This window comes from Pseudomonas fluorescens (assembly GCF_902497775.2).
Taxonomy (GTDB): domain Bacteria; phylum Pseudomonadota; class Gammaproteobacteria; order Pseudomonadales; family Pseudomonadaceae; genus Aquipseudomonas; species Aquipseudomonas putida_F.
Genome location: NZ_OZ024668.1, coordinates 1063417 through 1083931, shown reverse-complemented (window position 1 = coordinate 1083931; position 20515 = coordinate 1063417). Strand labels below are relative to the sequence as shown.

Genomic DNA, 20515 nt, shown 5'->3' with positions numbered 1-20515 from the left:
TCGAGGACGCGAGGCCGTCCGACGGGGCTTTCGCCAGTTTACAGAAATGCCTGGAATCGCCACCAGCGCCGTGCAGAGAAGACCGATAAAAAACCATAAGAGCGGTATTTCACCCTCCCCCACGTTTTTTTTCGCTGCCACTCTGTCAGTGCCGTCAATTTCACGCAGTCATGGCGACGGCTTCGGAAATACCAGCCTTGGACATAAAAGGCGCGGGCTCCCGTATGGAGCTGGCGAAAATGCAACCCGTTGCGGATTCAGCGCGCGGCAGCACCCGAATTATCAGGGATACGTGTAGGGTGGAGATGCACAACCGTCGGACCGTGTAGTACTGCGTCCAGTCCAGCGGCCTATTGGCCAGGCGACCGGACCCGGTCTTGATCAAGATGCCCCACGGGCGTCCACGGCCGAAGGCTGATTCCTCCTCCTGACTGAGTGCATTTGACACCACAGCAAGCAGGACGCGTCGTCGCGACTTCGGCAGTACTGGGTGACCAGTCGGACTCGAAAGTTGCTGGACACGGGGGTGGCCCGCCACCCCTTGCGCACCTGACACCGACCGTGAGAAGTCGTGTGTGCCGAACGCCGTTTCCGGCAGCCCGGAAACCGACGGTATTACATGAAAAGAATGCTGATTAACGCGACTCAACCCGAAGAGTTGCGTGTAGCTCTGGTGGACGGCCAACGTCTCTACGACCTGGACATCGAGTCCGGCGCGCGTGAGCAGAAGAAGGCCAACATCTACAAAGGCCGGATCACCCGGATCGAACCTAGCCTGGAAGCCGCTTTCGTCGACTTCGGCTCCGAGCGTCACGGCTTCCTGCCGCTGAAGGAAATCTCCCGCGAATACTTCAAGAAGTCGCCCGAAGGCCGGGTGAACATCAAGGAAGTGCTCAGCGAAGGCCAGGAAGTCATCGTCCAGGTCGAGAAAGAAGAGCGCGGCAACAAGGGCGCAGCCCTGACCACCTTCATCAGCCTGGCCGGTCGTTACCTGGTGCTGATGCCGAACAACCCGCGTGCCGGTGGCATCTCCCGTCGCATCGAAGGCGAAGAGCGCAACGAACTGCGCGAAGCCCTCAACGGCCTGGTCGCCCCTGCCGACATGGGCCTGATCGTTCGCACTGCCGGCCTTGGCCGCAGCAGCGAAGAAATGCAGTGGGACCTCGACTACCTGCTGCAGCTGTGGACCGCGATCAAGGAAGCTTCCCAGGACCGCGCCGCACCGTTCCTGATCTACCAGGAAAGCAACGTCATCATCCGCGCCATCCGTGACTACCTGCGTCAGGATATCGGCGAAGTACTGATCGACAGCATCGACGCCCAGGAAGAAGCCCTGACCTTCATCCGCCAGGTGATGCCGCAGTACGCCAGCAAGATCAAGCTGTACGAAGACAGCGTGCCGCTGTTCAATCGCTTCCAGATCGAAAGCCAGATCGAGACCGCCTTCCAGCGCGTCGTCGACCTGCCGTCCGGCGGCTCGATCGTCATCGACCCGACCGAAGCCCTGGTCTCCATCGACATCAACTCGGCGCGCGCCACCAAAGGCAGCGACATCGAGGAAACCGCCCTGCAGACCAACCTGGAAGCGGCTGAGGAAATCGCCCGCCAGCTGCGCCTGCGTGACATCGGCGGCCTGATCGTGATCGACTTCATCGACATGACCCCGGCCAAGAACCAGCGCGCCGTGGAAGAAAAAGTCCGCGAATGCCTGGAAGCCGACCGTGCCCGCGTACAGGTTGGCCGTATCTCGCGCTTTGGCCTGCTGGAAATGTCCCGTCAGCGCCTGCGCCCTTCGCTTGGCGAAAGCAGCGGCATCGTCTGCCCACGCTGCAGCGGCACCGGCATCATCCGCGACGTCGAATCGCTGTCGCTGGCCATCCTGCGCCTGATCGAAGAAGAAGCCCTGAAAGACCGCACCGCTGAAGTCCGCGCGCAAGTGCCGATTCCGGTTGCCGCCTTCCTGCTCAACGAAAAACGCAATTCGATCACCAAGATCGAACTGCGTACCCGGGCCCGTATCGTCATCCTGCCGAACGATCACCTGGAAACCCCGCATTTCGAAGTCCAGCGCCTGCGCGACGACAGCCCGGAAGCCCTTAGCAGCCAGTCCAGCTACGAGATTGCTGCCGCCGAGACCGAAGAAGTCCAGCCGACTGCCGCCACCCGCACCCTGGTTCGCCAGGAAGCCGCAGTCAAGACCGCACCGGCCCGCGCCAACGCTCCGGTACCTGCCGAAGCTGCCGCACCAGTAGCCGCTCCGGTTCAGCACGCACCTGAACCAAGCCTGTTCAAAGGCCTGGTGAAGTCGCTGGTGAGCCTGTTTGCCGGCAAGGACGAACCTGCCGCCGCCCCTGTGGTAGCCGAGAAGCCTGCCACCGAGCGCCCGCAACGCAACGAAGAGCGTCGCAACGGTCGCCAGCAGAGCCGCAACCGCAACGGCCGCCGCGACGAAGACCGCAAACCGCGTGAAGAGCGTGCCGAACGCGCCCCACGTGAAGAGCGTCAGCCACGCGAAGCCCGCGAAGAAGCACCTGCCCGCGAAGAGCGCGCAGCACGTCCACCGCGTGAAGAGCGTCAACCACGCGCACCACGTGAAGAGCGCCGCTCCCGCGAAGACCGTCCGGTCCGCGAACTGCGCGAGCCACTGGATGCCGCCACCCCGGCCGTACGCGAAGAGCGCCCTGAGCGCGCCCCGCGTGAAGAGCGCCAGCCTCGTGAAGAGCGTGCTCCACGCGAAGAACGCGCACCACGTGAAGAGCGCGCACCGCGCGAAGAACGTGCTCCGCGTGAAGAGCGTACCCCACGTGAAGAGCGTGCACCGCGCCCGCCGCGTGAAGAGCGCCAGCCTCGTCCAGCCGAGCAGGCTGCTGAAGCCGCTGAAGAGCAACTGCCGAACGAAGAACTGCTGCAGGATGACAACCAGGAAGGCACCGAAGGCGAACGCCCTCGCCGCCGCTCCCGTGGCCAGCGTCGTCGCAGCAACCGTCGCGAGCGTCAACGCGATGCCAACGGCAACCTGGTAGAAGGTTCGGAAGAAGGCGGCGAAGAGCAGCCTCAAGCCTCCGAGCTGGGTGCTGAACTGGCCGCAGGCCTGGCCGTGACCGCCGCTGTTGCTACCAGCAACATCAGCGCCGAAGCCGAAGCCGAAGCCAACCAGCAGGCCGAACGCGCCACTGCTGCTGTCGAAGAGCAGACGGTTGTTGAAGTCGCTGCCAGCGAAACCGTCGTCGAAGCAACCCAGCCAGTGGTTGAAGTCGCCGAGATCGCCGAAGTGGCCCAAGTGACTGAAGTAACCGAAGTGGTGGAAACCGCTCAGGCCGCTGAAGTCGCTGAAGTCGCTGCCGCACCCGTTGTCGAGCAACCCTTCACTGCCCCGGTGCAAGCACCAGAAGCCGTCGAAGCCAGCATCGCTCCAGTGGTTGAAGCCCCTGTTGCTGCGCCAGCTGAAGTGATCGAGCCTGTTGCTGCGGTCGAGCCAGAGCCTGAAGTCCAGGCACCGGTTGTGGTCGAGCCGGTAGCAGTTGCCGAAGTCGTCGAAGCGCCTGCGCCCGTAGTTGCCGAAGCAGCCCCGGTTGAAGAGCCAGCTGCCGAAGCACCGGCCAGCGCCCTGACCAGCAACGGTCGCGCGCCGAACGATCCACGTGAAGTTCGCCGTCGCAAGCGTGAAGCCGAAGCTGCCGCAGCCGCCGCTGCAGCGGTCGCCGCCGAAGCCAGCGCTGCAGTAGTCGTTGAAGAAGCGCCTGGCGCACCGGCTGAAGAAGTAGTCGAAGAAAAACTGGAAACCGCAGAAGAGCACAAACCGCTCGTCTGACCTTCCAGGCAATAAAAAAGCCCCGCCAGGTAACTGGCGGGGCTTTTTTTTGGCTCTTCACGGAATCCCGGGTTGGGATGTTGAGGCTGCGAGTTTATCCATTCAGTGCGGGGCTGCTGTTGGCCCCTTCCGCCTTTACGGCGGCCTACTTTTCTCTTGGGAAAAGATAGGCATGGAACTGTTGCCAAGAACAAAAGGGACCCGCCGTAAGGGCGGAAGGGGCCAACAGCAGCCCCGCACCGAATGGATAAGCCCGCAACCCAACCCAAGAATCATAGCCCCCGGGATTCCGTGAAGAACCTTTTTTATTGCCCGCTCCTACAACTCATTCAGTACAGGTTCGGTTCCATTTCCAGCTCAACCCCGAAGCGTTCGAGGATATCGGCCTGGATTTTCTGCGCCAGTTGATGCAACTGCACACCGGTCGCCTGGCCATAGTTGACCAGCACCAGCGACTGCAAGCGATGCACCCCGGCATCGCCTTCACGATGGCCCTTCCAGCCCGCCTGCTCGATCAACCAGCCGGCAGCCAGCTTGAACTGGCCATCAGCCTGTGGATAAGCCACCAGCCCCGGATGCTGCAAGCGAATCTTGTCGGCCAGCACCGCAGCTACCACCGGGTTCTTGAAGAAACTTCCGGCGTTACCCAGCTCGACCGGGTCAGGTAGTTTTTCCCGACGGATACTGCAAATCGCATCACTGACATTTTGCGCAGTCGGCTGGCTGACGCCCTGCTCGTTCAGACGCTGGCGAACCGGACCGTAGTCCAGATGGGCATGCATGACCCGACTCAAGGCAAAGCGCACGCGCAGGATCAACCAGCGCCCCGGATTACGCTTGAACAGGCTGTCGCGATAAGCGAAGGCGCACTCTTGCAGGTTGAAGTCGCGCAGCTCGCCGGTCTGGCGATCCAGCGCGGTGAGCCCGGCGAATACGTCCTTGATCTCGACACCGTAGGCGCCAATGTTCTGCATCGGTGCGGCGCCGACTGTGCCCGGGATCAAACTGAGGTTCTCCAGCCCGGCCAGGCCCTGGGACAGACTCCATTGCACGAACGGATGCCAGGGTTCGCCAGCTTCGGCCTCAACTACCACCCGCTCGCCGTCGTCCGACAGGATGCGCAGGCCACGGCTGGCCATACGCAGTACCAGTGCCTGGATATCGGCAGTCAGCAGCAAGTTGCTGCCGCCTCCCACCACCAGCACCGGTACACCCTGCTCACTCGCCTGGGCCAAGGCCTGACGCACCTCTTCGTCGTTGTGGGCTTCGGTGAAATACCGGGCCCTCACATCAATGCCAAAGGTGTTATACGGCTTGAGCGATACCTGTTGCTGCCACTGCCCGCTCATAGACGGCCCTTGAGTTCGATGACCAAACGGCTGCAGGCGACCTCGATCAGGTCGAGGACCTCCTCGAAATCCTGCTCGGCACCGTAGTAAGGATCCGGCACCTCATCCAGCGCGCCTTCATAGCGGCGCAGGAACAGGTCCAGCTCGGCTTTCGCACCGGCCGGGCGCATGGCCTGCAGATGGCCAAGATTGCTCTTGTCCATGGCCAGGATCAGGTCGCATTCATTGAAGTGCGCGACCTTGATCTGCTGCGCACGCTGCTGCGACAAGTCGTAGCCACGCATGCGCGCGGTGCGGCAGGTACGGATATCAGGCTGCTTGCCGACATGCCAGTCACCGGTACCGGCCGACGCCACTTCGATCAGTTCGCCCAGGCCTTCAGCCTGCAATTGCTGACGCAGCACGCCCTCGGCGGTGGGCGAGCGGCAGATGTTGCCCAGGCACACGAACAGAACCCGCATCAGGCCTCCAGCAAGCGCCGTACGCGCTCCAGGTCTTCAGGGGTATCGACGCCCACAGGTGGCGCATCGATGGCATCGGCAACGTGAATACGCACGCCATGCCAGAGGGCCCGCAGCTGCTCCAGCGACTCGGTCTTCTCTAGCCAGCACGGGCCCCAGGCGACGAAATCCTGCAGGAAACCGGCGCGGTAGGCGTACATGCCGATGTGACGCCGGTACGGCACACCCTCAGGCAGTTGCTCGCGGCTCTGTGCCAAGGCGTCCCGCGCCCACGGCAAGGGGGCACGACTGAAGGTCAAGGCCAGGCCGTTGCAATCGCTGACCACCTTGACCGCATTGGGGTTGAACAGTGCTTCGACGTCGCTGATCGGCTCGGCCAGGGTGGCAATGCCCGCTTCCGGATGGGCCGCCAGGTTGGCTGCCACCTGATCGATGATCACCGGTGGAATCAGCGGCTCGTCTCCCTGGACGTTGACCACGATGGCATCGGCAGCCAGGCCCAGCTTGGCCGCCACTTCGGCCAGGCGATCGGTACCGGAGTCATGATCCTCGCGAGTCATCAACACTTCGGCGCCGAAGGCCTCGCAGGCCTTGAAGATATCCGCGTCGTCGGTGGCAATCACCACGCGGCTGGCGCTGCTTTTGCTTGCCTGCTCCCAGACATGCTGGATCATCGGCTTGCCGGCAATCGGCAGCAACGGCTTGCCCGGCAAGCGCGTGGAGCGCAGCCGTGCCGGAATCACAACGGTAAAGGCCAGGCTCATTTGTCCAGACGCTCGTCATCGGTCAGAGTACGAGCTTCGCTTTCGAGCATCACCGGGATGCCATCGCGGATCGGATAGGCCAGACCTGCACCCTTGCTGATCAGCTCGGTCTTGTCGGCACTGAGCTTGAGCGGGCCCTTGCAGATTGGGCAGGCAAGGATATCGAGCAGTTTGGTGTCCATGGAAATTCCTCAGGCCGGTGGCCGGAAAAAGAAACGAATCAGGAGGGCCGTGACCCAGGCAGCAAGCGTGCGAGCTGAGCATCGAACCAGGCCCGGAAGGCCGGCGAAGGCACAGCATCGACCGCAAGGTACCACCAGTCGTCGGCAGCAAAGGCGCGGCATTTGACCGCGTCCTTCTCGGTCATGACCAGGGGCAGCGCAGGGGTGAAACTCAGGGCCTGGGCGCTGTACTCGGCATGATCGGCAAAAGGGTGTGGCACAGGGCGCCAGTTTAGCCCCTGTAAGGTATTGAAGAAACGTTGCGGGTTACCAATACCGGCCACGGCGTGCAAGGCCTGGCCTGGCGCAAAGTAGTCGAGGCCTTGGCGCTCGCCGCTGCGCAGGTTGACCAGCGCGGTAGGCTGCAGGGCAAAGGCAAAACCGTCTTCGCGGTCGGCCGTGGCGCCGTTGTAGAGCACCGCGTCGACGTCATGCAGGCGTTCTACCGGCTCGCGCAGGGGGCCGGCCGGCAGACAGCGGCGATTGCCCAGCCCGCGGGCGGCATCGATCAGCACCAGTTCCAGATCGCGGGCCAGACGGTAGTGCTGCATACCGTCGTCACAGAGGATCAGGTCCAGCGGCTCGCTGGCCAGCAACGCCTGCACCGCGCGCGAACGGTCCGGGTCGATCATCAGCGGCACACCGCTGCGCTGGACGATCAGCAAGGGTTCATCACCCGCCTCGGCCGCACTCTGTTCGGCACGCACGCGCCACGGCAACTGCGCCGGCTTGGCGCCATAACCACGACTGACCACACCGACGCGCAGGCCTTGCTGGCGGCAATGCTCGATCAACCAGAGGATCATCGGCGTCTTGCCGGTACCGCCGACGGTGATGTTGCCCACCACGATCACCGGCACTGGGGCGCGGTAGCTGGGGCTTTCACCGTTGAGGAAACGCGCACGCTTGCCCAGCACTACCCGGCGATACAGGGCTTCGAGCGGACGCAACAGCGCCAGGGCCGGATGCCCGGCGTACCAGGCATCGAGCAGGCGATCGGCAAAGGCCATCAGGGTGTCCCCTGAGCCGCCTCGACCGTGGTCATGCGCAACTGGCTGAAACCGAGCTTGCCGGCCGCATCCATGGCAGTCACCACCGCCTGGTGCGGGGTCTTGCCGTCGGCGCTGATCGACAACGGCAGTTTGGTGTCACCTGCGGATTCACGCTGCAGGGCTTCGGTCAGGGTCGCCAGGTCGCTCTTGGGCAACAGCTGGTTGTTCACCGAGTAGACGCCGTCGGCGCTGATGGTGATGTCCAGTTGCTTGAGCTCCGAATCCGGTGCCGGTGCGCCGCTGACCGACTCCGGCAGCTCGACGCGCAGTTGGGTTTCGCGGGTGAAGGTGGTGGTGACCACGAAGAACAGCAGCAGGATGAACACCACGTCGATCAGCGAGGCCAGGTTGATGTCCACGGTCTCCCGTGGCTTGCGCCGGAATTTCACGCCTTGCCCTCGGCCAGGTCGACATCACGATCGCCCTGCACCACTTCGACCAGCTTGATCGCCTCCTGCTCCATGCCAACCACCAGCTCGTCGATACGGCGCTGCAGGAAACGGTGGAAGAACACCGATGGAATACCGACCATCAGGCCGGCTGCGGTGGTGATCAGTGCCTTGGAGATACCCCCGGCCAGTACCGCGGCGTTGGTGGTCATACCGGTGCCCATGAAGGCACTGAAGATGTCGATCATGCCCAGCACGGTGCCGAGCAGGCCGAGCAGCGGCGCCATGGCGGCGATGGTGCCCAGGGCATTGATGTAACGCTCCAGCTCGTGGATGACCCGGGCGGCGGCCTCTTCGATGCATTCCTTCATGATCTCGCGGCCATGGCGCGAGTTGGCCAGGCCCGCGGCAAGGATCTCGCCCAGCGGTGAATCGGCGCGCAGGGCCTTGAGCTTGTCACTGGTGAGTTGCTTGTCCTTGATCCACCTCCACACCTGGCCCAGCAGGTGCGGTGGCGTGACCCGGCTGGCGCGCAGGGTCCAGAGACGCTCGGCGACGATCGCCATGGCAGCGATGGAGCTCAGAATGATCGGCAGCATCATCCAGCCACCGGACTTGACCAATTCCCACACAGTAAGCATCCCCTCGAAAAAGTCCGCCACTTTACCATAGGACCCCAGGGGGCTCATCTGCCGAAGGTCGTCATCTCGGCTCGCGCCAGAAACGCCGCTGGGCACGCACCCCCTCTGGCTCGCCAAACGTACCCAGGCGCAGGCGCAGCGCACCGTGCTCGACACTGTCGTAGGCTTGAATACCGTGCGTCCGATAGCGCGCCATCACCTCTGGGTGAGGATGACCGAAAGCGTTGTAGCGCCCACGCGAAATCAGCACGCCGCGCGGGGCGGTAGCCTGCAACAAGGCTTCGCTGGAGGAGCTGCGACTGCCGTGGTGGGGGGATTGCAGCCAATCGATCCGACTCGCCTGCCAGTCCCGGGCCCAGGCCCGTTCGCCACGGGCATCCAGATCGCCGGTCAGCAGCAGCTTTTCGCCATTTGCCTCAACCAGCAGCACACAGGAATCCTGATTGCTGTCACCGGCCTCTTGCCATTGCCAGACAGAAAAGCTAACCCCGTCCCACTGCCAGCGCTCGCCACTGCTGCAAGGCTGGGCCTTCAGTACTTCCGGCAAGGCTGCAGCCTCACCGCCAAACACCCGCAACACCGGCAAGCCGCGCTGCACGGCGCGAGCACCGCCAGCGTGGTCGGCGTCAGCATGGCTGAGCAACATCAGGTCAAGCTTGCCCACCCCCAGCTTACGCAAGCTGGGCAGCACCACACGCTCGCCCAGATCAAAATCGCCCATGGCCGGGCCCGCGTCATACAACATGGCGTGATGACGGGTGCGCAATACAAAGGCCAGCCCCTGGCCGACATCCAGCTGCCAGACTTCGACCTGCCCCACAGGCACCCGCTCTCTGGGTGCAAACACTGCCAGCAGCAACAATGGCCAGCCGAGCACGCGCATGGGCACGCCGCGCGGCAACAGCAGTAGAAACGCCCCCAGGCACACCAGCAACCATGCCCATAAAGGCAAAGGCTCAGGCAGCCAGGCCGGCCGCCAGTGCGCCATTTCAGCCAACAAGCGGAACAAACCATCGAGCAAGCCACCGGCCAGCCACAACAGCCCCTCGCCCAGATACGGCACAGGCAGCAACAAGGTGCCGAGCAGCGCCGTCGGCAACACCGCCAGGCTGATCCACGGCACGGCCAGCAAGTTGACCAGCGGCGCGCTGAGGCTCACCGGCAAACCCAGCGCCAGCAACAGCGGCAACAAGCCGATGGCGATCAACCACTGGGCGCGCCCCCAGGCCAGCCAAGGGCTCCAGGCGCCGAGCCGGCCACTGAAGGTAAAGATCAGAATCGCCACGGCCATGAACGACAACCAGAACCCCGGCTGCAAACTGGCCAACGGCTCCCACAGCAGTACCGCATTCAGCGCCAGCAACAGCGGCAGCCCGACACCCAGGTGCCGAAAGCGCAGACGCCAGAGCAGCACCATCGCCAGCATCATGCAGGCGCGCTGCACCGGCACCTGAAAACCGGCCAGAACACCGTAGGCAAGCGCCGCAACCAAGGCCAGGGCACAGGCCCAAGGCAACCAGGGCAGCGTTGGCGGCCACCAGCCCACGCGCGCCAGCCCGGCAATCAAGGCATACACAAGCCCAGCCAGCAGGCCCACATGCTGACCGGAAATCACCAGCAGGTGCACCGTGCCGGTGGCCTGCAGCGCTTGCCAGTCTTCCCGCGCCAGGCCGCCGCCATCGCCCAGCACCAGCGCCACCAGCGCCGCCTCGCGCCCCTGGGCATCCACGGCCAGCAAACGCTGGCGCAAACCATCACGCCAGGCCGCCGTCGCCGGCGCCAAGCGCTCGCCGGCCTTGACGCTGCCGGTCGCGCCGATTCGCCGAGCCAACAGGCTGGCCTCCTGATCAGGACCGTGAGGATTGAGCAAACCGGAGGGCTGTTTAAGGCTGACCGCCAGACGCCAGTATTCGCCGCTGTTGACCGCCGGACCGCCGAACCAGCTGAGCTGCATCCGCGGCGGCAGTTGCGCGCGACGCGAGCGGGCATTGCTCAGCTCGAAACGCACCGAGCGCACGCCCTGCTCCGGCAAGCCGGTGACCCGACCTTCTATCCACAGGGTACGGCCATCGAGCTGCGCTGCCAGACGCTCATCCAGCGCCAACTGCGCCGAGACACAGGCCCAGGCAAAACCCAACAGAAACAGGCCGATTGGCCAGAGCCGCGAAAGCAGGCAGCAAAGCCCGACTAGCACCAGCAGGAGCAGTGTCCAGACGGACGGCAAAGCCGGTAGGTACCCGAGGCTGATCAGCCCGAGTGCAAGCGCCAACATCCCTGTGCGCATAAGCGTGAAGCTCCAGAAGTAAACCACCCCCTGAGGCTTAGATCAGTGACGGCAACAGCTCGCTAAATAATTGTCACAAAGTCTGAATAAGGCACTTTTAGAATCCGTGCATACTGGCACCCTTCAGATTGCCGAGACCCCACATGCCGCGTCGTCTCTTCAAACGCTACATGCCCGATCCGACCAGCATCAGGGAACACAAATCCTTACGCTTTCTCGGCCGGCTGTTGCATGACCCCAACCTCTGGCACCTCAACCGGCATTCGGTTGCGCGCGCCATGGCCGTGGGCCTGTTCGCCGCTTTTATACCGATTCCGATGCAGATGCTGCTGGCTGCAAGCCTGGCAATCATGGTGCGCGGCAATATGCCGATCGCGGTCAGCCTGGTGTGGCTGACCAACCCGATCACCATGCCGCCAGTGTTTTTCTGCACCTACCAGATGGGCGCCTGGCTGATGCAAATCCCGCCACGCACCCTGCCTGAAGAACTGACCTTCGAGTGGATCACCGACCAGCTATCGACCTTGTGGCAGCCGTTCCTGCTCGGTTCGCTGGTGTGTGGCGTGCTGCTCGGCGCCCTCGCTTACTGCCTGACCATGCTCTACTGGCGCTGGTGGGTAGGCCGGCAGTGGCGCCGGCGCAAGGTCAAGCAATCAGGTACGCATTCCTCGCCCGCTGACCAGTAGGCGCGCACAGCCGATGTACAGCACTGCCGTGGCGACCAGCATGAAGCTGATGGCGACCCCGATACGGATATCCGACACGCCGAGAATGCCATAGCGGAACGAGTTGACCATGTGCAGCACCGGGTTGGCCATCGACACGGTCTGCCAGAATGGCGGCAACAGGGTAATCGAGTAGAACACCCCGCCCAGGTAGGTCAGCGGCGTCAGCACGAAAGTCGGGATGATCGAGATGTCGTCGAAGTTGCGCGCGAACACGGCATTGATAAAGCCCAGCAGCGAGAAGATCGTCGCTGTCAGCAGCACCACGACAATGGTCACGCCCAGGTGATGGACCTGCAGGTCGGTGAAGAACAGCGACAGCAAGGTGACGATCACCCCCACCGCCAAACCGCGCAACACGCCGCCCAGGGTGTAGCCAATGAGAATGATGTGCGGCGACACCGGCGACACCATCAGTTCCTCGATCGAGCGCTGGAACTTGCTGCCGAAGAAACTCGATACCACGTTGCCGTAGGAGTTGGTGATCACCGACATCATGATCAGCCCCGGGACGATGTACTCCATGTAGGTGAAGCCGCCCATGTCGCCGATCTGCCGGCCGATCAGGTTACCGAAGATCACGAAGTACAGGACCATGGTGATCGCCGGGGGCAGCAGGGTCTGCGGCCAGATCCGGGTAAAGCGGCGAACTTCGCGGTAGACGATGGTGTTGAGGGCGACCAGGTTGGCGCTCAGCTCCGAACTCATACCGCCACCTTAGCCAGGTTTTTCTCAACCAGGGACACGAACAGCTCCTCGAGACGATTGGTCTTGTTGCGCAGGCTCTGCACTTCGATGTTCTGCAGCGCCAGCTGGCCGAACAGCGCAGTAATGCCCACTTCCTTGTCGACTTGCACTTCCAGGGTGTGCGGGGTGATCAACCGGCACGGGTAGCCGGCCAGGTTTGGCGCCTGGGGCAGGTCCTGCTTGAGATCCAGCAGGAAGGTCTCGACATGCAGCTTGCCGAGCAATGCACGCATGCTGGTGTTCTCGACGATGGTGCCGTGGTCGATGATGCCGATGTGACGGCACAGCTGCTCAGCCTCTTCCAGGTAATGGGTGGTAAGGATGATGGTGATGCCTTTCTGGTTGAGCTCGGTGAGAAAGCTCCACATCGAACGGCGCAGCTCGATATCGACGCCCGCGGTCGGCTCGTCGAGGATCAGCAGGCGCGGCTCGTGGATCAAGGCACGGGCGATCATCAACCGGCGCTTCATGCCACCAGACAACGAACGCGACGGTACATCGCGCTTGTCCCATAAGCCGAGCTGGGTCAGGTACTGCTCAGCGCGTTCCTTGGCCACCTTGGCCGGGATGCCGTAGTAACCGGCCTGGGTGACGACGATGTCAAAGGTCTTTTCGAACTGGTTGAAGTTGAATTCCTGCGGTACCACGCCGATGCAACGCTTGAGCGCGGCGGGCTGGCGATCGAGGTCATGACCAAAGATATTGACGCTGCCACTGGTCTTGTTGACCAGGGTCGAGAGGATGCCGATGGTGGTGGATTTGCCGGCGCCGTTGGGGCCGAGCAAGGCGAAGAAATCACCTTCGGCGACATCCAGGTCAATACCCTTGAGGGCCTGGAAACCGTTGCCGTAGGTTTTGGTTAGCTGCCTTATGGACAGAGCAGAACTCATAGCGGGTCGCGTACCAGTTTGGAAGGTTCTAGACGCGGCCGGGCAAGGCCGGCCGCAGTGAATATGAACATGGTGCTTGTCAGGGGCGGACAAGTACAGTCATGAGTATCGATAATAACTATCAGATTGACCGCAATGATCAGGTCAGCGCCGTCATCACCGCTGCCTGATAGGCCGCACGCTCCTGCAAGCGCTCATACCAGGCGCGCAGGTGACGCATTTCCGGGCGCTCAATGGGCATCTCGAACCAGGCATAGGCAAAACAACCCAGGGGGATGTCGCCCATGCCCAGGGCGTCACCGGACAGATAAGGTTGCTGCGCCAAAGCCTGGTCAGCGATCGACAGCAACTGCGCGCAGGTCTTGTGCGCGGCATTGATGGCCACCCAGTCCTGCTGCTCGGCCGGCGTGCGCAGGATGCCCCAGAACAACGGCCGGAACGGCGTGGCCAGGGAAGAAGTGACCCAGTCCATCCACTTGTCGGCCTCGGCACGTTTGCGCGCGTTCGGCTCATACCAGCCCGAGTCGCTGCCATACTGCGCCGACAGGTAGCGCACGATGGCATTGGACTCCCACAGCACCAGGCCGTCGTCCTCGATCATCGGTACCAGACCGTTGGGGTTCAGCGCCCGGTACTGCGGCTCGTTGACCAGGCCGAAGGCGCCACCGGCATCGATCGACTGATACTCAAGCCCGAGCTCTTCGGCGCACCACAGTGCCTTCCTGACATTTGTCGAGTTCTTCCTACCCCAGATCTTGAGCATGGCGTTTCCCTGATGGTTTGGCTGGTCGCCCAGTCTACTCCTGGCGCTCACGCTGGCAATCGTTTGGCATCCAGGCGAACTCCTGTGCTCATGTCCTGTCACTGTTCAGACAGGCCGTTTAGCCGATGCAGTCTAAGCTTCGATGGATGGCGAAATGCCCCGATGTTTCACGGAGGAATTCCTATGTTGCTGTTGTGGTTAGTGGTCCTGGTGATCGGCGCCGCCTACCTGGCCCACCGTCGCATTGCCGCCTTGCCGGCGTTGGGTATCGTTGCCCTTTACCTGCTGGCGATGGGTATCTTCAGCCACGCACCGGGCTGGCTGCTGACAATTTTCTGGCTGCTGCTGGCGGCAGTGGCCGCACCTCTGCTGCTTCCGGACCTGCGCCGCAAAGTGCTCACCGCCCCTCTGTTCGGTTGGTTCCAGCGCACCCTGCCGCCAATGTCGCAGACCGAACGCGAAGCCATCGACGCCGGCACCGTGTGGTGGGACGGCGAGCTGTTCAGTGGCCGCCCAAACTGGAACACCCTGCTCGGCTACTCCAGGGCCGAACTCACGGAAGAAGAACAGGCGTTCATCGACGGTCCCACCGAAGAGCTCTGCGCCATGGTCAGTGACTGGCAGATCGGCCAGGACCTGGACCTGCCGCCAGCGGCCTGGGAGCACATCAAAAGCCATGGCTTCTTCGCCCTGATCATCCCCAAGGAATACGGCGGCAAGGGTTTCTCGGCCTACGCCCATTCGCAGGTGGCGATGAAGCTGGCGACCCGCAGCGGCGACCTGGCCTCGACTGTGATGGTGCCCAACTCCCTGGGCCCGGCAGAGCTGTTGCTGCATTACGGCACCGACGAGCAACGTAATCACTACCTGCCGCGCCTGGCCCGCGGCGACGAGATCCCCTGCTTCGCCCTCACCGGCCCGCTGGCCGGCTCCGACGCCGGCGCGATGCCTGATACCGGGATCATCTGCAAAGGCCAATGGCAAGGCGAGGAAGTCATCGGCCTGCGCCTGAACTGGGAAAAACGCTACATCACCCTCGGACCGGTCGCGACCCTGCTTGGCCTGGCCTTCAAGGCCTACGACCCCGAGCACCTGCTCGGTGATAAAGAGGAACTGGGCATCAGCCTGGCGCTGATCCCCACCGACACCCCCGGCGTCGAGATCGGCAAGCGCCACCTGCCATTGGGCGCGGCGTTCATGAACGGCCCCAACAGCGGCAAGGACGTGTTCGTACCGTTGGACCTCCTCATCGGTGGCCAGGACATGCTCGGCAAGGGCTGGATGATGCTGATGAACTGCCTGTCGGTGGGCCGCTCGATTTCCCTGCCGGCCGTGGGTACCGGCGCGGCCAAGTACACCAGCCTGGTCACTGGCCAGTACGCACGCATCCGCGAGCAGTTCAATGTGCCGCTGGCGGCCTTCGAAGGGATCCAGGAATCCCTGGCTCGCATTGGCGGCAACGCCTTCCTGATGGACAGCGCGCGCCTGCTCACCGCCAAGGCCGTGGACCTGGGCGAGAAACCTTCGGTGCTCTCGGCGATTCTCAAGTACCACCTCACCGAACGCGGCCGCGAATGCATCCAGCACGCCATGGACGTGCATGGCGGCAAGGGCATCATCATGGGCCCGAGCAACTACCTGGGCCGAAACTGGCAAGGGGCGCCGATCTTCATCACTGTCGAAGGGGCGAACATCCTCTCGCGCAACCTGATGATCTTCGGCCAGGGGGCGATCCGTTGCCATCCGTTCGTGCTCAAGGAAATGGCCCTGGCCGGTCGCGAGGACCACGACCAGGCGCTCAAGGAGTTCGATCACCTGCTGATGCAGCATATTGGCTTCGCCGTGGGTAACGCCGCCAGCACCCTGGTGCTCGGCCTGGGCCTGGGCCATTTCGAGAAAGTCCCGGGCGACGCGCTGAGCCAGGGCTATTTCCGCGCCCTCAACCGTCAAGCTGCAGCCTTCGCCCTGCTCGCCGACCTGTGCATGATGCTGCTGGGCGGCGAACTCAAGCGGCGCGAACGCCTGTCGGCGCGCCTGGGCGATGTCCTCAGCCATCTGTACCTGGGTTCGGCGGCGCTCAAGCGCTACCACGACCTGAACTCGCCCGAGCACCTGCAACCGCTGCTGCGCTGGGCCATGGAAGAAAGCCTGGGCCAGGCCGAAAAAGCCCTGGACCGGCTGCTCGACAACTTCCCCAATCGCTTGCTCGGCTGCGCCCTGCGCCTGGTGGTATTCCCCTTCGGCCGTCGCCACACCGGGCCAAGCGACGAACTGGACGCCGAGATCGCCGAGCTTATCGGCCGCGCCAAGGGCGACCCGGCGCTGGAAGAGCTGCTTGCCGGGTGCTACCGGCCGCAAGCGGACGGCGACCCGGTTGCGGCCCTGCAACAGGCCTACGATCAACTCGACGCCGGCGAGCCTCTGCGCAAAAAACTTCACCAAGCGCTCAAGAGCGGCCAGATCACTCCCGCCCCGGGCGAGTCGGCAATCGATGCCGCCGTGCAGGCCGGCGTGCTGCAGGCCAATGAAGCGCAAAGCCTGCACGCGGCAGAAGTAGCGCGCCGTCGGGTGATCGATGTCGATGCCTTCGACAAGGAGCAATTGCTACCGGCTGACGGCAAGATTCGCTAAGGGCCGGGACATCGGGCGCCGGGAGCCGTATACTCCCGCGCCCGTTTTTGCTCATGAGGACCGCCAGCATGGCTACCGATCGCCTGGAATATCATCTCGCCCTGCTTACCCACCTGCGCACCATTCTGGTTGCCTTGGGCGAAGCCGAGCAGGTGCCGGAAGAAAGCCACGCGCTGTTTCTGGAACGCTTCGACGACCTGATGCTGCAACTGCCCGTCGACCCGGAAAGCACTTATCTTGGCCAGGACCTGATGTGCCAGGTCATCCAGCGCTATCCACAGGTCGCGCACCTGGTACCACGCGACCTGCTGTGGTTCTTTGGCGGCGACTGCCTGCACTTCATGCCGGAGAACGAGCTGGGCATGTACCAGGAACTGGAAGAGCGCCGCTTCGAAGCCGAACAGAATGACGAGCCCTTCGACTGGAATCAGGAAAAAAAGTTGCTGAGCATGTCGGACGACGACAGCAAACACTAAGCGATGAAGGCGCGCAGGGCCGACAACAGCCCTGCCGCCTACAGGCAGCGATTAAAAAATCGAGACGAAAAAAAACGCCGTTCAAACGAACGGCGTTTCTTTATTTGGAGCGGGAAACGAGACTCGAACTCGCGACCCCGACCTTGGCAAGGTCGTGCTCTACCAACTGAGCTATTCCCGCAAACTTTGTAGCGACCGAGAAACTCGGCAAGAATCAAAGGCCGGTAGCCCTTGCTTCTATCACTACAGCGTTATCAAACGCTGGAGCACCATATTTGGAGCGGGAAACGAGACTCGAACTCGCGACCCCGACCTTGGCAAGGTCGTGCTCTACCAACTGAGCTATTCCCGCAAAAATGGCGTCCCCTAGGGGACTCGAACCCCTGTTACCGCCGTGAAAGGGCGGTGTCCTAGGCCACTAGACGAAGGGGACGACGCCCGAAACATGCAATGCATGCTTCAGTTACCAACTCAAACCATAAAGATCCGACGCTGGGTTTTTACAAGCCCTGCCGTTAAGCAAAGCCTTTGTAAACTGGAGCGGGAAACGAGACTCGAACTCGCGACCCCGACCTTGGCAAGGTCGTGCTCTACCAACTGAGCTATTCCCGCACTGGCGTCCCCTAGGGGACTCGAACCCCTGTTACCGCCGTGAAAGGGCGGTGTCCTAGGCCACTAGACGAAGGGGACACGCTACAACATTCACTCCCTGCCGCGTTTCGCTGTGTGCTTTACGCTGCAAGTGGCGCGCATTCTAGGGATGCTTTGATAAGCCGTCAACCCCTCTGTATAAATTTATTTAAATCAATGACTTCCCGGTGCTTTGCAGTCTTCTGCCAGGGCATGGCGCGCCTGAGGCTTGACGATTATTTTCTGACGCCCTACCCGCCTTCGGCCCAGCAGCCACGGCAATCTACAAGCAAAAGGCCATCAATTGCCCCCGGGCAACCGCCAAACAGCTCTATCCGGCCAAAAGCTTAGCCACTACACTCAAACAGTAAATCATCCTGTATGAGGCGTTAACGGTGACACCACTTCTGATCACCCTGCTTATAGTAGCGGGGATCGCGTTATTGATCGTGATCGGCTACCTGAACAACGTGGTCGAGAACAACAAGCTCGAGCGTGCCCGGCTGAAGATCGAGCTGGCCGAACGCTTGCGCCGTTGTGGCGAAATCACCGAAACCTTCCCTGGCCAGTTGATGACCCCGGCGCTCAAGTTGCTGCTGACCCGCCTGGAGCTCAACCTCAACCAGCGCCAGCTGGCCCTGAACAAGCACAGCCGCGACATCAGGGCGCGGATTGCTGAGCTCGAAGGCCTGATCGCCAAAGGTGAGGCGCTGCCGGTGAACAACCCCCCCATGCCGATCCAGACCGAAGCCCGGGCCAAGGATGTGCGCTTTTTGCTTGAAGGCATGCACAACCAGATCACCCGCGCCGCACAGGAAGGCTTCCTGCCGACCAACGAGGCCAAGTACTGGGTCAAGGAAATTCGCCATATCCTGGTGCTGCTGCACATCGAGTTCTTCAACAACCTCGGCCAGCAGGCGCTACAACAGAACCAGCCGGGGCATGCCCGCCTGGCATTCGAGCGTGGCGTGCAATACCTGCGCAAGCAGCCTGACCCGGCGATTTATCGCGAGCAGCTCGAATACATGGAAAAGCTGCTGGCCCGAGCCAACGCCCAGGTACTCAGCCAGCTGGAACCGGCGGAAGACGATACCAATGCCTTGACCGAAGGCTTGAAAACCGACACCACCGAAGACTGGAAGAAAAAGGTCATCTACGACTGAAAAGTTTCGCGGGGCAAGTCGAGGCGTCGCACCGCCGCCCCCACAGTAACCCCCTGTGGGAGCGGCGGTGCGACTTGCCCCGCGATCAAGGTTCACTCCTTAGCAATCGGTCAAACGCAAAAAGATCGCCGCCAAACGCTCCAGCCCTACCTGGTCCACCTCACTGAAACGCGCCAGCTTCGGACTGTCCAGGTCCAGCACACCAATCAGCCGCCCTTCCTTGACCAGTGGAATCACCAGCTCACTGTTCGATGCACTGTCGCAGGCGATGTGCCCGGCAAACGCGTGCACATCTTCCACCCGCTGGGTTTCCCGGCTGGCCGCGGCCGCACCGCAAACACCACGGCCGAAGGGAATGCGCACGCAGGCCACTTGCCCCTGGAAGGGCCCAAGCACCAACTGCTCATCGCGATTGAGGTAGAAGCCAGCCCAGTTCAGGTCTTCGACCTGACTATAGAGAAACGCCGAAAACTGCGCGGCGTTGGCGATGAAGTCGCGCTCATCGGCCAGCAGGGCTTCCAGCTGTGCCGCCAGCAGGCCGTAGCCCTCGAGGCCGGCGCCGGTAGCGTTGAGGTCGATCATTATTTTTGCTCCAACAGTTTCAGCCCGACCCAGTAGCGGGCGAACTGGTAGGCACAGCGGCCGTTACGGTTGCCGCGGCCGGTCGCCCAGCGCACGGCGAGAATGTCCAGTTGCTCATCGCGGCGCCAGTCCAGGCCAGCGCGCTGCGCCAGCTGGGTGATCCAGTGCTCGACCACGTTGAGGAAATGCTCCTGGGTAAAGGGGTAGAACGACAGCCACAGGCCGAAGCGGTCAGACAGGGCAATCTTGTCTTCCACCGCCTCGTTGGGGTGCAGCTCGCCATCAACCATCTTCCAGTTTTCGTTGTCGCTTTGTTTCTCCGGCACCAGGTGGCGACGGTTCGAGGTGGCGTATAGCAGCACGTTGTCCGGCGCCTGCTCCAGCGAGCCATCGAGCACGCTCTTGAGCACCCGGTAGTCGCCCTCCCCGGCTTCGAACGAGAGGTCGTCGCAAAACAGCACAAAACGTTGCGGCAGTTTCTGCAGTTGCTCGACCACCCGCGGCAGGTCGGCCAGATGATCACGCTCGATTTCGATCAGACGCAGGCCGGCTTCGGCATGCTCGGCCAGCAATGCCCGCACCAGCGATGACTTGCCAGTACCCCGCGAGCCCCAGAGCAACGCATGGTTGGCCGGCATACCATCGAGAAACTGGCGGGTGTTGCGCCCCAACTGTTCGCGCTGCTGATCCACGCCAATCAGATCGGACAGGCGCATATCAAGGCTGACCTCCAGCGGCAACAGGTAGCCACTGCGACCATCACGCTGCCAGCGCGCTGCCAGGCATTGCGACCAGTCGATATTCGCACGCACCGCCGGCAACAGAGGTTCAAGGCGGGCGAGTACGGTTTCGGCACGTTCCAGAAAAGCATTCAAACGAGAGTCCACAAGATTTCCTCAAGACAGATGCAAGTACAAAGGCATAGCTGAATGTGTG

Annotated in this window: 18 protein-coding genes and 5 tRNA genes; 5 read left to right on the top strand and 18 right to left on the bottom strand. The window is 62.5% G+C overall.

Annotated elements, in window-relative coordinates; all coding sequences use genetic code 11:
- The first annotated feature begins 619 nt into the window (after positions 1 to 619).
- The gene (rne, locus tag F8N82_RS05165; protein ID WP_224793856.1) at positions 620 to 3811 is read left to right on the top strand and encodes a ribonuclease E; all 3192 of its coding nucleotides are present in this window, start codon (positions 620 to 622) and stop codon (positions 3809 to 3811) included.
- A gap of 329 nt (positions 3812 to 4140) precedes the next feature.
- Here rne and murB read toward each other — a convergent pair whose 3' ends face one another.
- The 8 genes from murB to F8N82_RS05125 all read right to left on the bottom strand — a co-directional run bounded on the left by murB (position 4141) and on the right by F8N82_RS05125 (position 10972).
- Positions 4141 to 5160 (bottom strand): UDP-N-acetylmuramate dehydrogenase, encoded by a 1020-nt coding sequence (gene murB, locus F8N82_RS05160; RefSeq protein WP_038994146.1) that lies wholly within the window; start codon positions 5158 to 5160, stop codon positions 4141 to 4143.
- Positions 5157 to 5621 carry a low molecular weight protein-tyrosine-phosphatase gene (locus F8N82_RS05155; protein ID WP_038994145.1) on the bottom strand — a complete coding sequence of 155 codons (465 nt, stop codon included), beginning with the start codon at positions 5619 to 5621 and terminating at the stop codon, positions 5157 to 5159. The genes murB and F8N82_RS05155 overlap by 4 nt, the downstream gene beginning before the upstream one ends.
- Positions 5621 to 6385, bottom strand: a complete 765-nt coding sequence (gene kdsB / locus F8N82_RS05150; RefSeq protein ID WP_038994144.1) for a 3-deoxy-manno-octulosonate cytidylyltransferase — start codon at positions 6383 to 6385, stop codon at positions 5621 to 5623. Before kdsB ends, F8N82_RS05155 begins: the two co-directional genes overlap by 1 nt.
- Positions 6382 to 6567: a Trm112 family protein gene (locus tag F8N82_RS05145; protein ID WP_038994143.1), complete on the bottom strand. Its 186-nt coding sequence runs from the start codon at positions 6565 to 6567 to the stop codon at positions 6382 to 6384. The genes kdsB and F8N82_RS05145 overlap by 4 nt, the downstream gene beginning before the upstream one ends.
- A 38-nt stretch (positions 6568 to 6605) precedes the next feature.
- Positions 6606 to 7616 (bottom strand): tetraacyldisaccharide 4'-kinase, encoded by a 1011-nt coding sequence (gene lpxK, locus F8N82_RS05140; protein WP_038994142.1) that lies wholly within the window; start codon positions 7614 to 7616, stop codon positions 6606 to 6608.
- Complete coding sequence (locus F8N82_RS05135; RefSeq protein ID WP_038994141.1) at positions 7616 to 8047, bottom strand: ExbD/TolR family protein; 432 nt, start codon at positions 8045 to 8047, stop codon at positions 7616 to 7618. The genes lpxK and F8N82_RS05135 overlap by 1 nt, the downstream gene beginning before the upstream one ends.
- A complete protein-coding gene (locus F8N82_RS05130; protein ID WP_162195909.1) occupies positions 8044 to 8679 on the bottom strand; it encodes a MotA/TolQ/ExbB proton channel family protein in 636 nt (211 codons plus the stop codon). The genes F8N82_RS05135 and F8N82_RS05130 overlap by 4 nt, the downstream gene beginning before the upstream one ends.
- 70 nt (positions 8680 to 8749) lie before the next feature.
- Positions 8750 to 10972 (bottom strand): DNA internalization-related competence protein ComEC/Rec2, encoded by a 2223-nt coding sequence (locus F8N82_RS05125; RefSeq protein ID WP_038994140.1) that lies wholly within the window; start codon positions 10970 to 10972, stop codon positions 8750 to 8752.
- 143 nt (positions 10973 to 11115) lie between these two features.
- On the opposite strand from F8N82_RS05125, the gene F8N82_RS05120 reads away from it, so the two are divergent.
- Positions 11116 to 11658 (top strand): DUF2062 domain-containing protein, encoded by a 543-nt coding sequence (locus F8N82_RS05120; RefSeq protein WP_038994139.1) that lies wholly within the window; start codon positions 11116 to 11118, stop codon positions 11656 to 11658.
- Here F8N82_RS05120 and F8N82_RS05115 read toward each other — a convergent pair.
- From F8N82_RS05115 to F8N82_RS05105, 3 genes are all read right to left on the bottom strand, one after another.
- Entirely contained in the window at positions 11626 to 12405 is a 780-nt protein-coding gene (locus tag F8N82_RS05115; RefSeq protein ID WP_038994138.1) for an ABC transporter permease, read from the bottom strand. The genes F8N82_RS05120 and F8N82_RS05115 overlap by 33 nt on opposite strands.
- The gene (locus F8N82_RS05110) at positions 12402 to 13334 is read right to left on the bottom strand and encodes an ABC transporter ATP-binding protein (RefSeq protein ID WP_038994136.1); all 933 of its coding nucleotides are present in this window, start codon (positions 13332 to 13334) and stop codon (positions 12402 to 12404) included. Before F8N82_RS05110 ends, F8N82_RS05115 begins: the two co-directional genes overlap by 4 nt.
- 139 nt (positions 13335 to 13473) lie before the next feature.
- Complete coding sequence (locus F8N82_RS05105; RefSeq protein ID WP_095161592.1) at positions 13474 to 14097, bottom strand: glutathione S-transferase; 624 nt, start codon at positions 14095 to 14097, stop codon at positions 13474 to 13476.
- A 183-nt stretch (positions 14098 to 14280) separates the two neighbouring features.
- On the opposite strand from F8N82_RS05105, the gene F8N82_RS05100 reads away from it, so the two are divergent.
- Positions 14281 to 16728, top strand: coding sequence for an acyl-CoA dehydrogenase (locus tag F8N82_RS05100; RefSeq protein WP_038994134.1), 2448 nt, complete (start codon positions 14281 to 14283; stop codon positions 16726 to 16728).
- A 68-nt stretch (positions 16729 to 16796) separates the two neighbouring features.
- A complete protein-coding gene (locus tag F8N82_RS05095) occupies positions 16797 to 17204 on the top strand; it encodes a PA2817 family protein (RefSeq protein WP_038994133.1) in 408 nt (135 codons plus the stop codon).
- A gap of 105 nt (positions 17205 to 17309) precedes the next feature.
- Here F8N82_RS05095 and F8N82_RS05090 read toward each other — a convergent pair.
- From F8N82_RS05090 to F8N82_RS05070, 5 genes are all read right to left on the bottom strand, one after another.
- Positions 17310 to 17385 (bottom strand) — tRNA-Gly (locus F8N82_RS05090).
- 95 nt (positions 17386 to 17480) lie between these two features.
- A tRNA-Gly gene (locus F8N82_RS05085) sits at positions 17481 to 17556 on the bottom strand.
- Positions 17557 to 17561: 5 nt separating this feature from the next.
- A tRNA-Glu gene (locus tag F8N82_RS05080) sits at positions 17562 to 17637 on the bottom strand.
- 103 nt (positions 17638 to 17740) lie between these two features.
- Positions 17741 to 17816: transfer RNA gene (locus F8N82_RS05075), tRNA-Gly, on the bottom strand.
- Positions 17817 to 17818: 2 nt separating this feature from the next.
- Positions 17819 to 17894, bottom strand: a tRNA-Glu gene (locus tag F8N82_RS05070).
- Between the two features lie 335 nt (positions 17895 to 18229).
- Here F8N82_RS05070 and F8N82_RS05065 point away from each other — a divergent pair.
- Positions 18230 to 18997 carry a hypothetical protein gene (locus tag F8N82_RS05065; protein WP_038994132.1) on the top strand — a complete coding sequence of 256 codons (768 nt, stop codon included), beginning with the start codon at positions 18230 to 18232 and terminating at the stop codon, positions 18995 to 18997.
- A gap of 99 nt (positions 18998 to 19096) precedes the next feature.
- On the opposite strand, the gene F8N82_RS05060 is transcribed toward F8N82_RS05065, so the two are convergent.
- Together F8N82_RS05060 and F8N82_RS05055 are read right to left on the bottom strand one after the other, a co-directional pair.
- Positions 19097 to 19579: a GAF domain-containing protein gene (locus F8N82_RS05060; protein WP_038994130.1), complete on the bottom strand. Its 483-nt coding sequence runs from the start codon at positions 19577 to 19579 to the stop codon at positions 19097 to 19099.
- Positions 19579 to 20466, bottom strand: a complete 888-nt coding sequence (locus tag F8N82_RS05055) for an ATP-binding protein (RefSeq protein WP_038994129.1) — start codon at positions 20464 to 20466, stop codon at positions 19579 to 19581. Before F8N82_RS05055 ends, F8N82_RS05060 begins: the two co-directional genes overlap by 1 nt.
- Positions 20467 to 20515 lie beyond the last annotated feature (49 nt).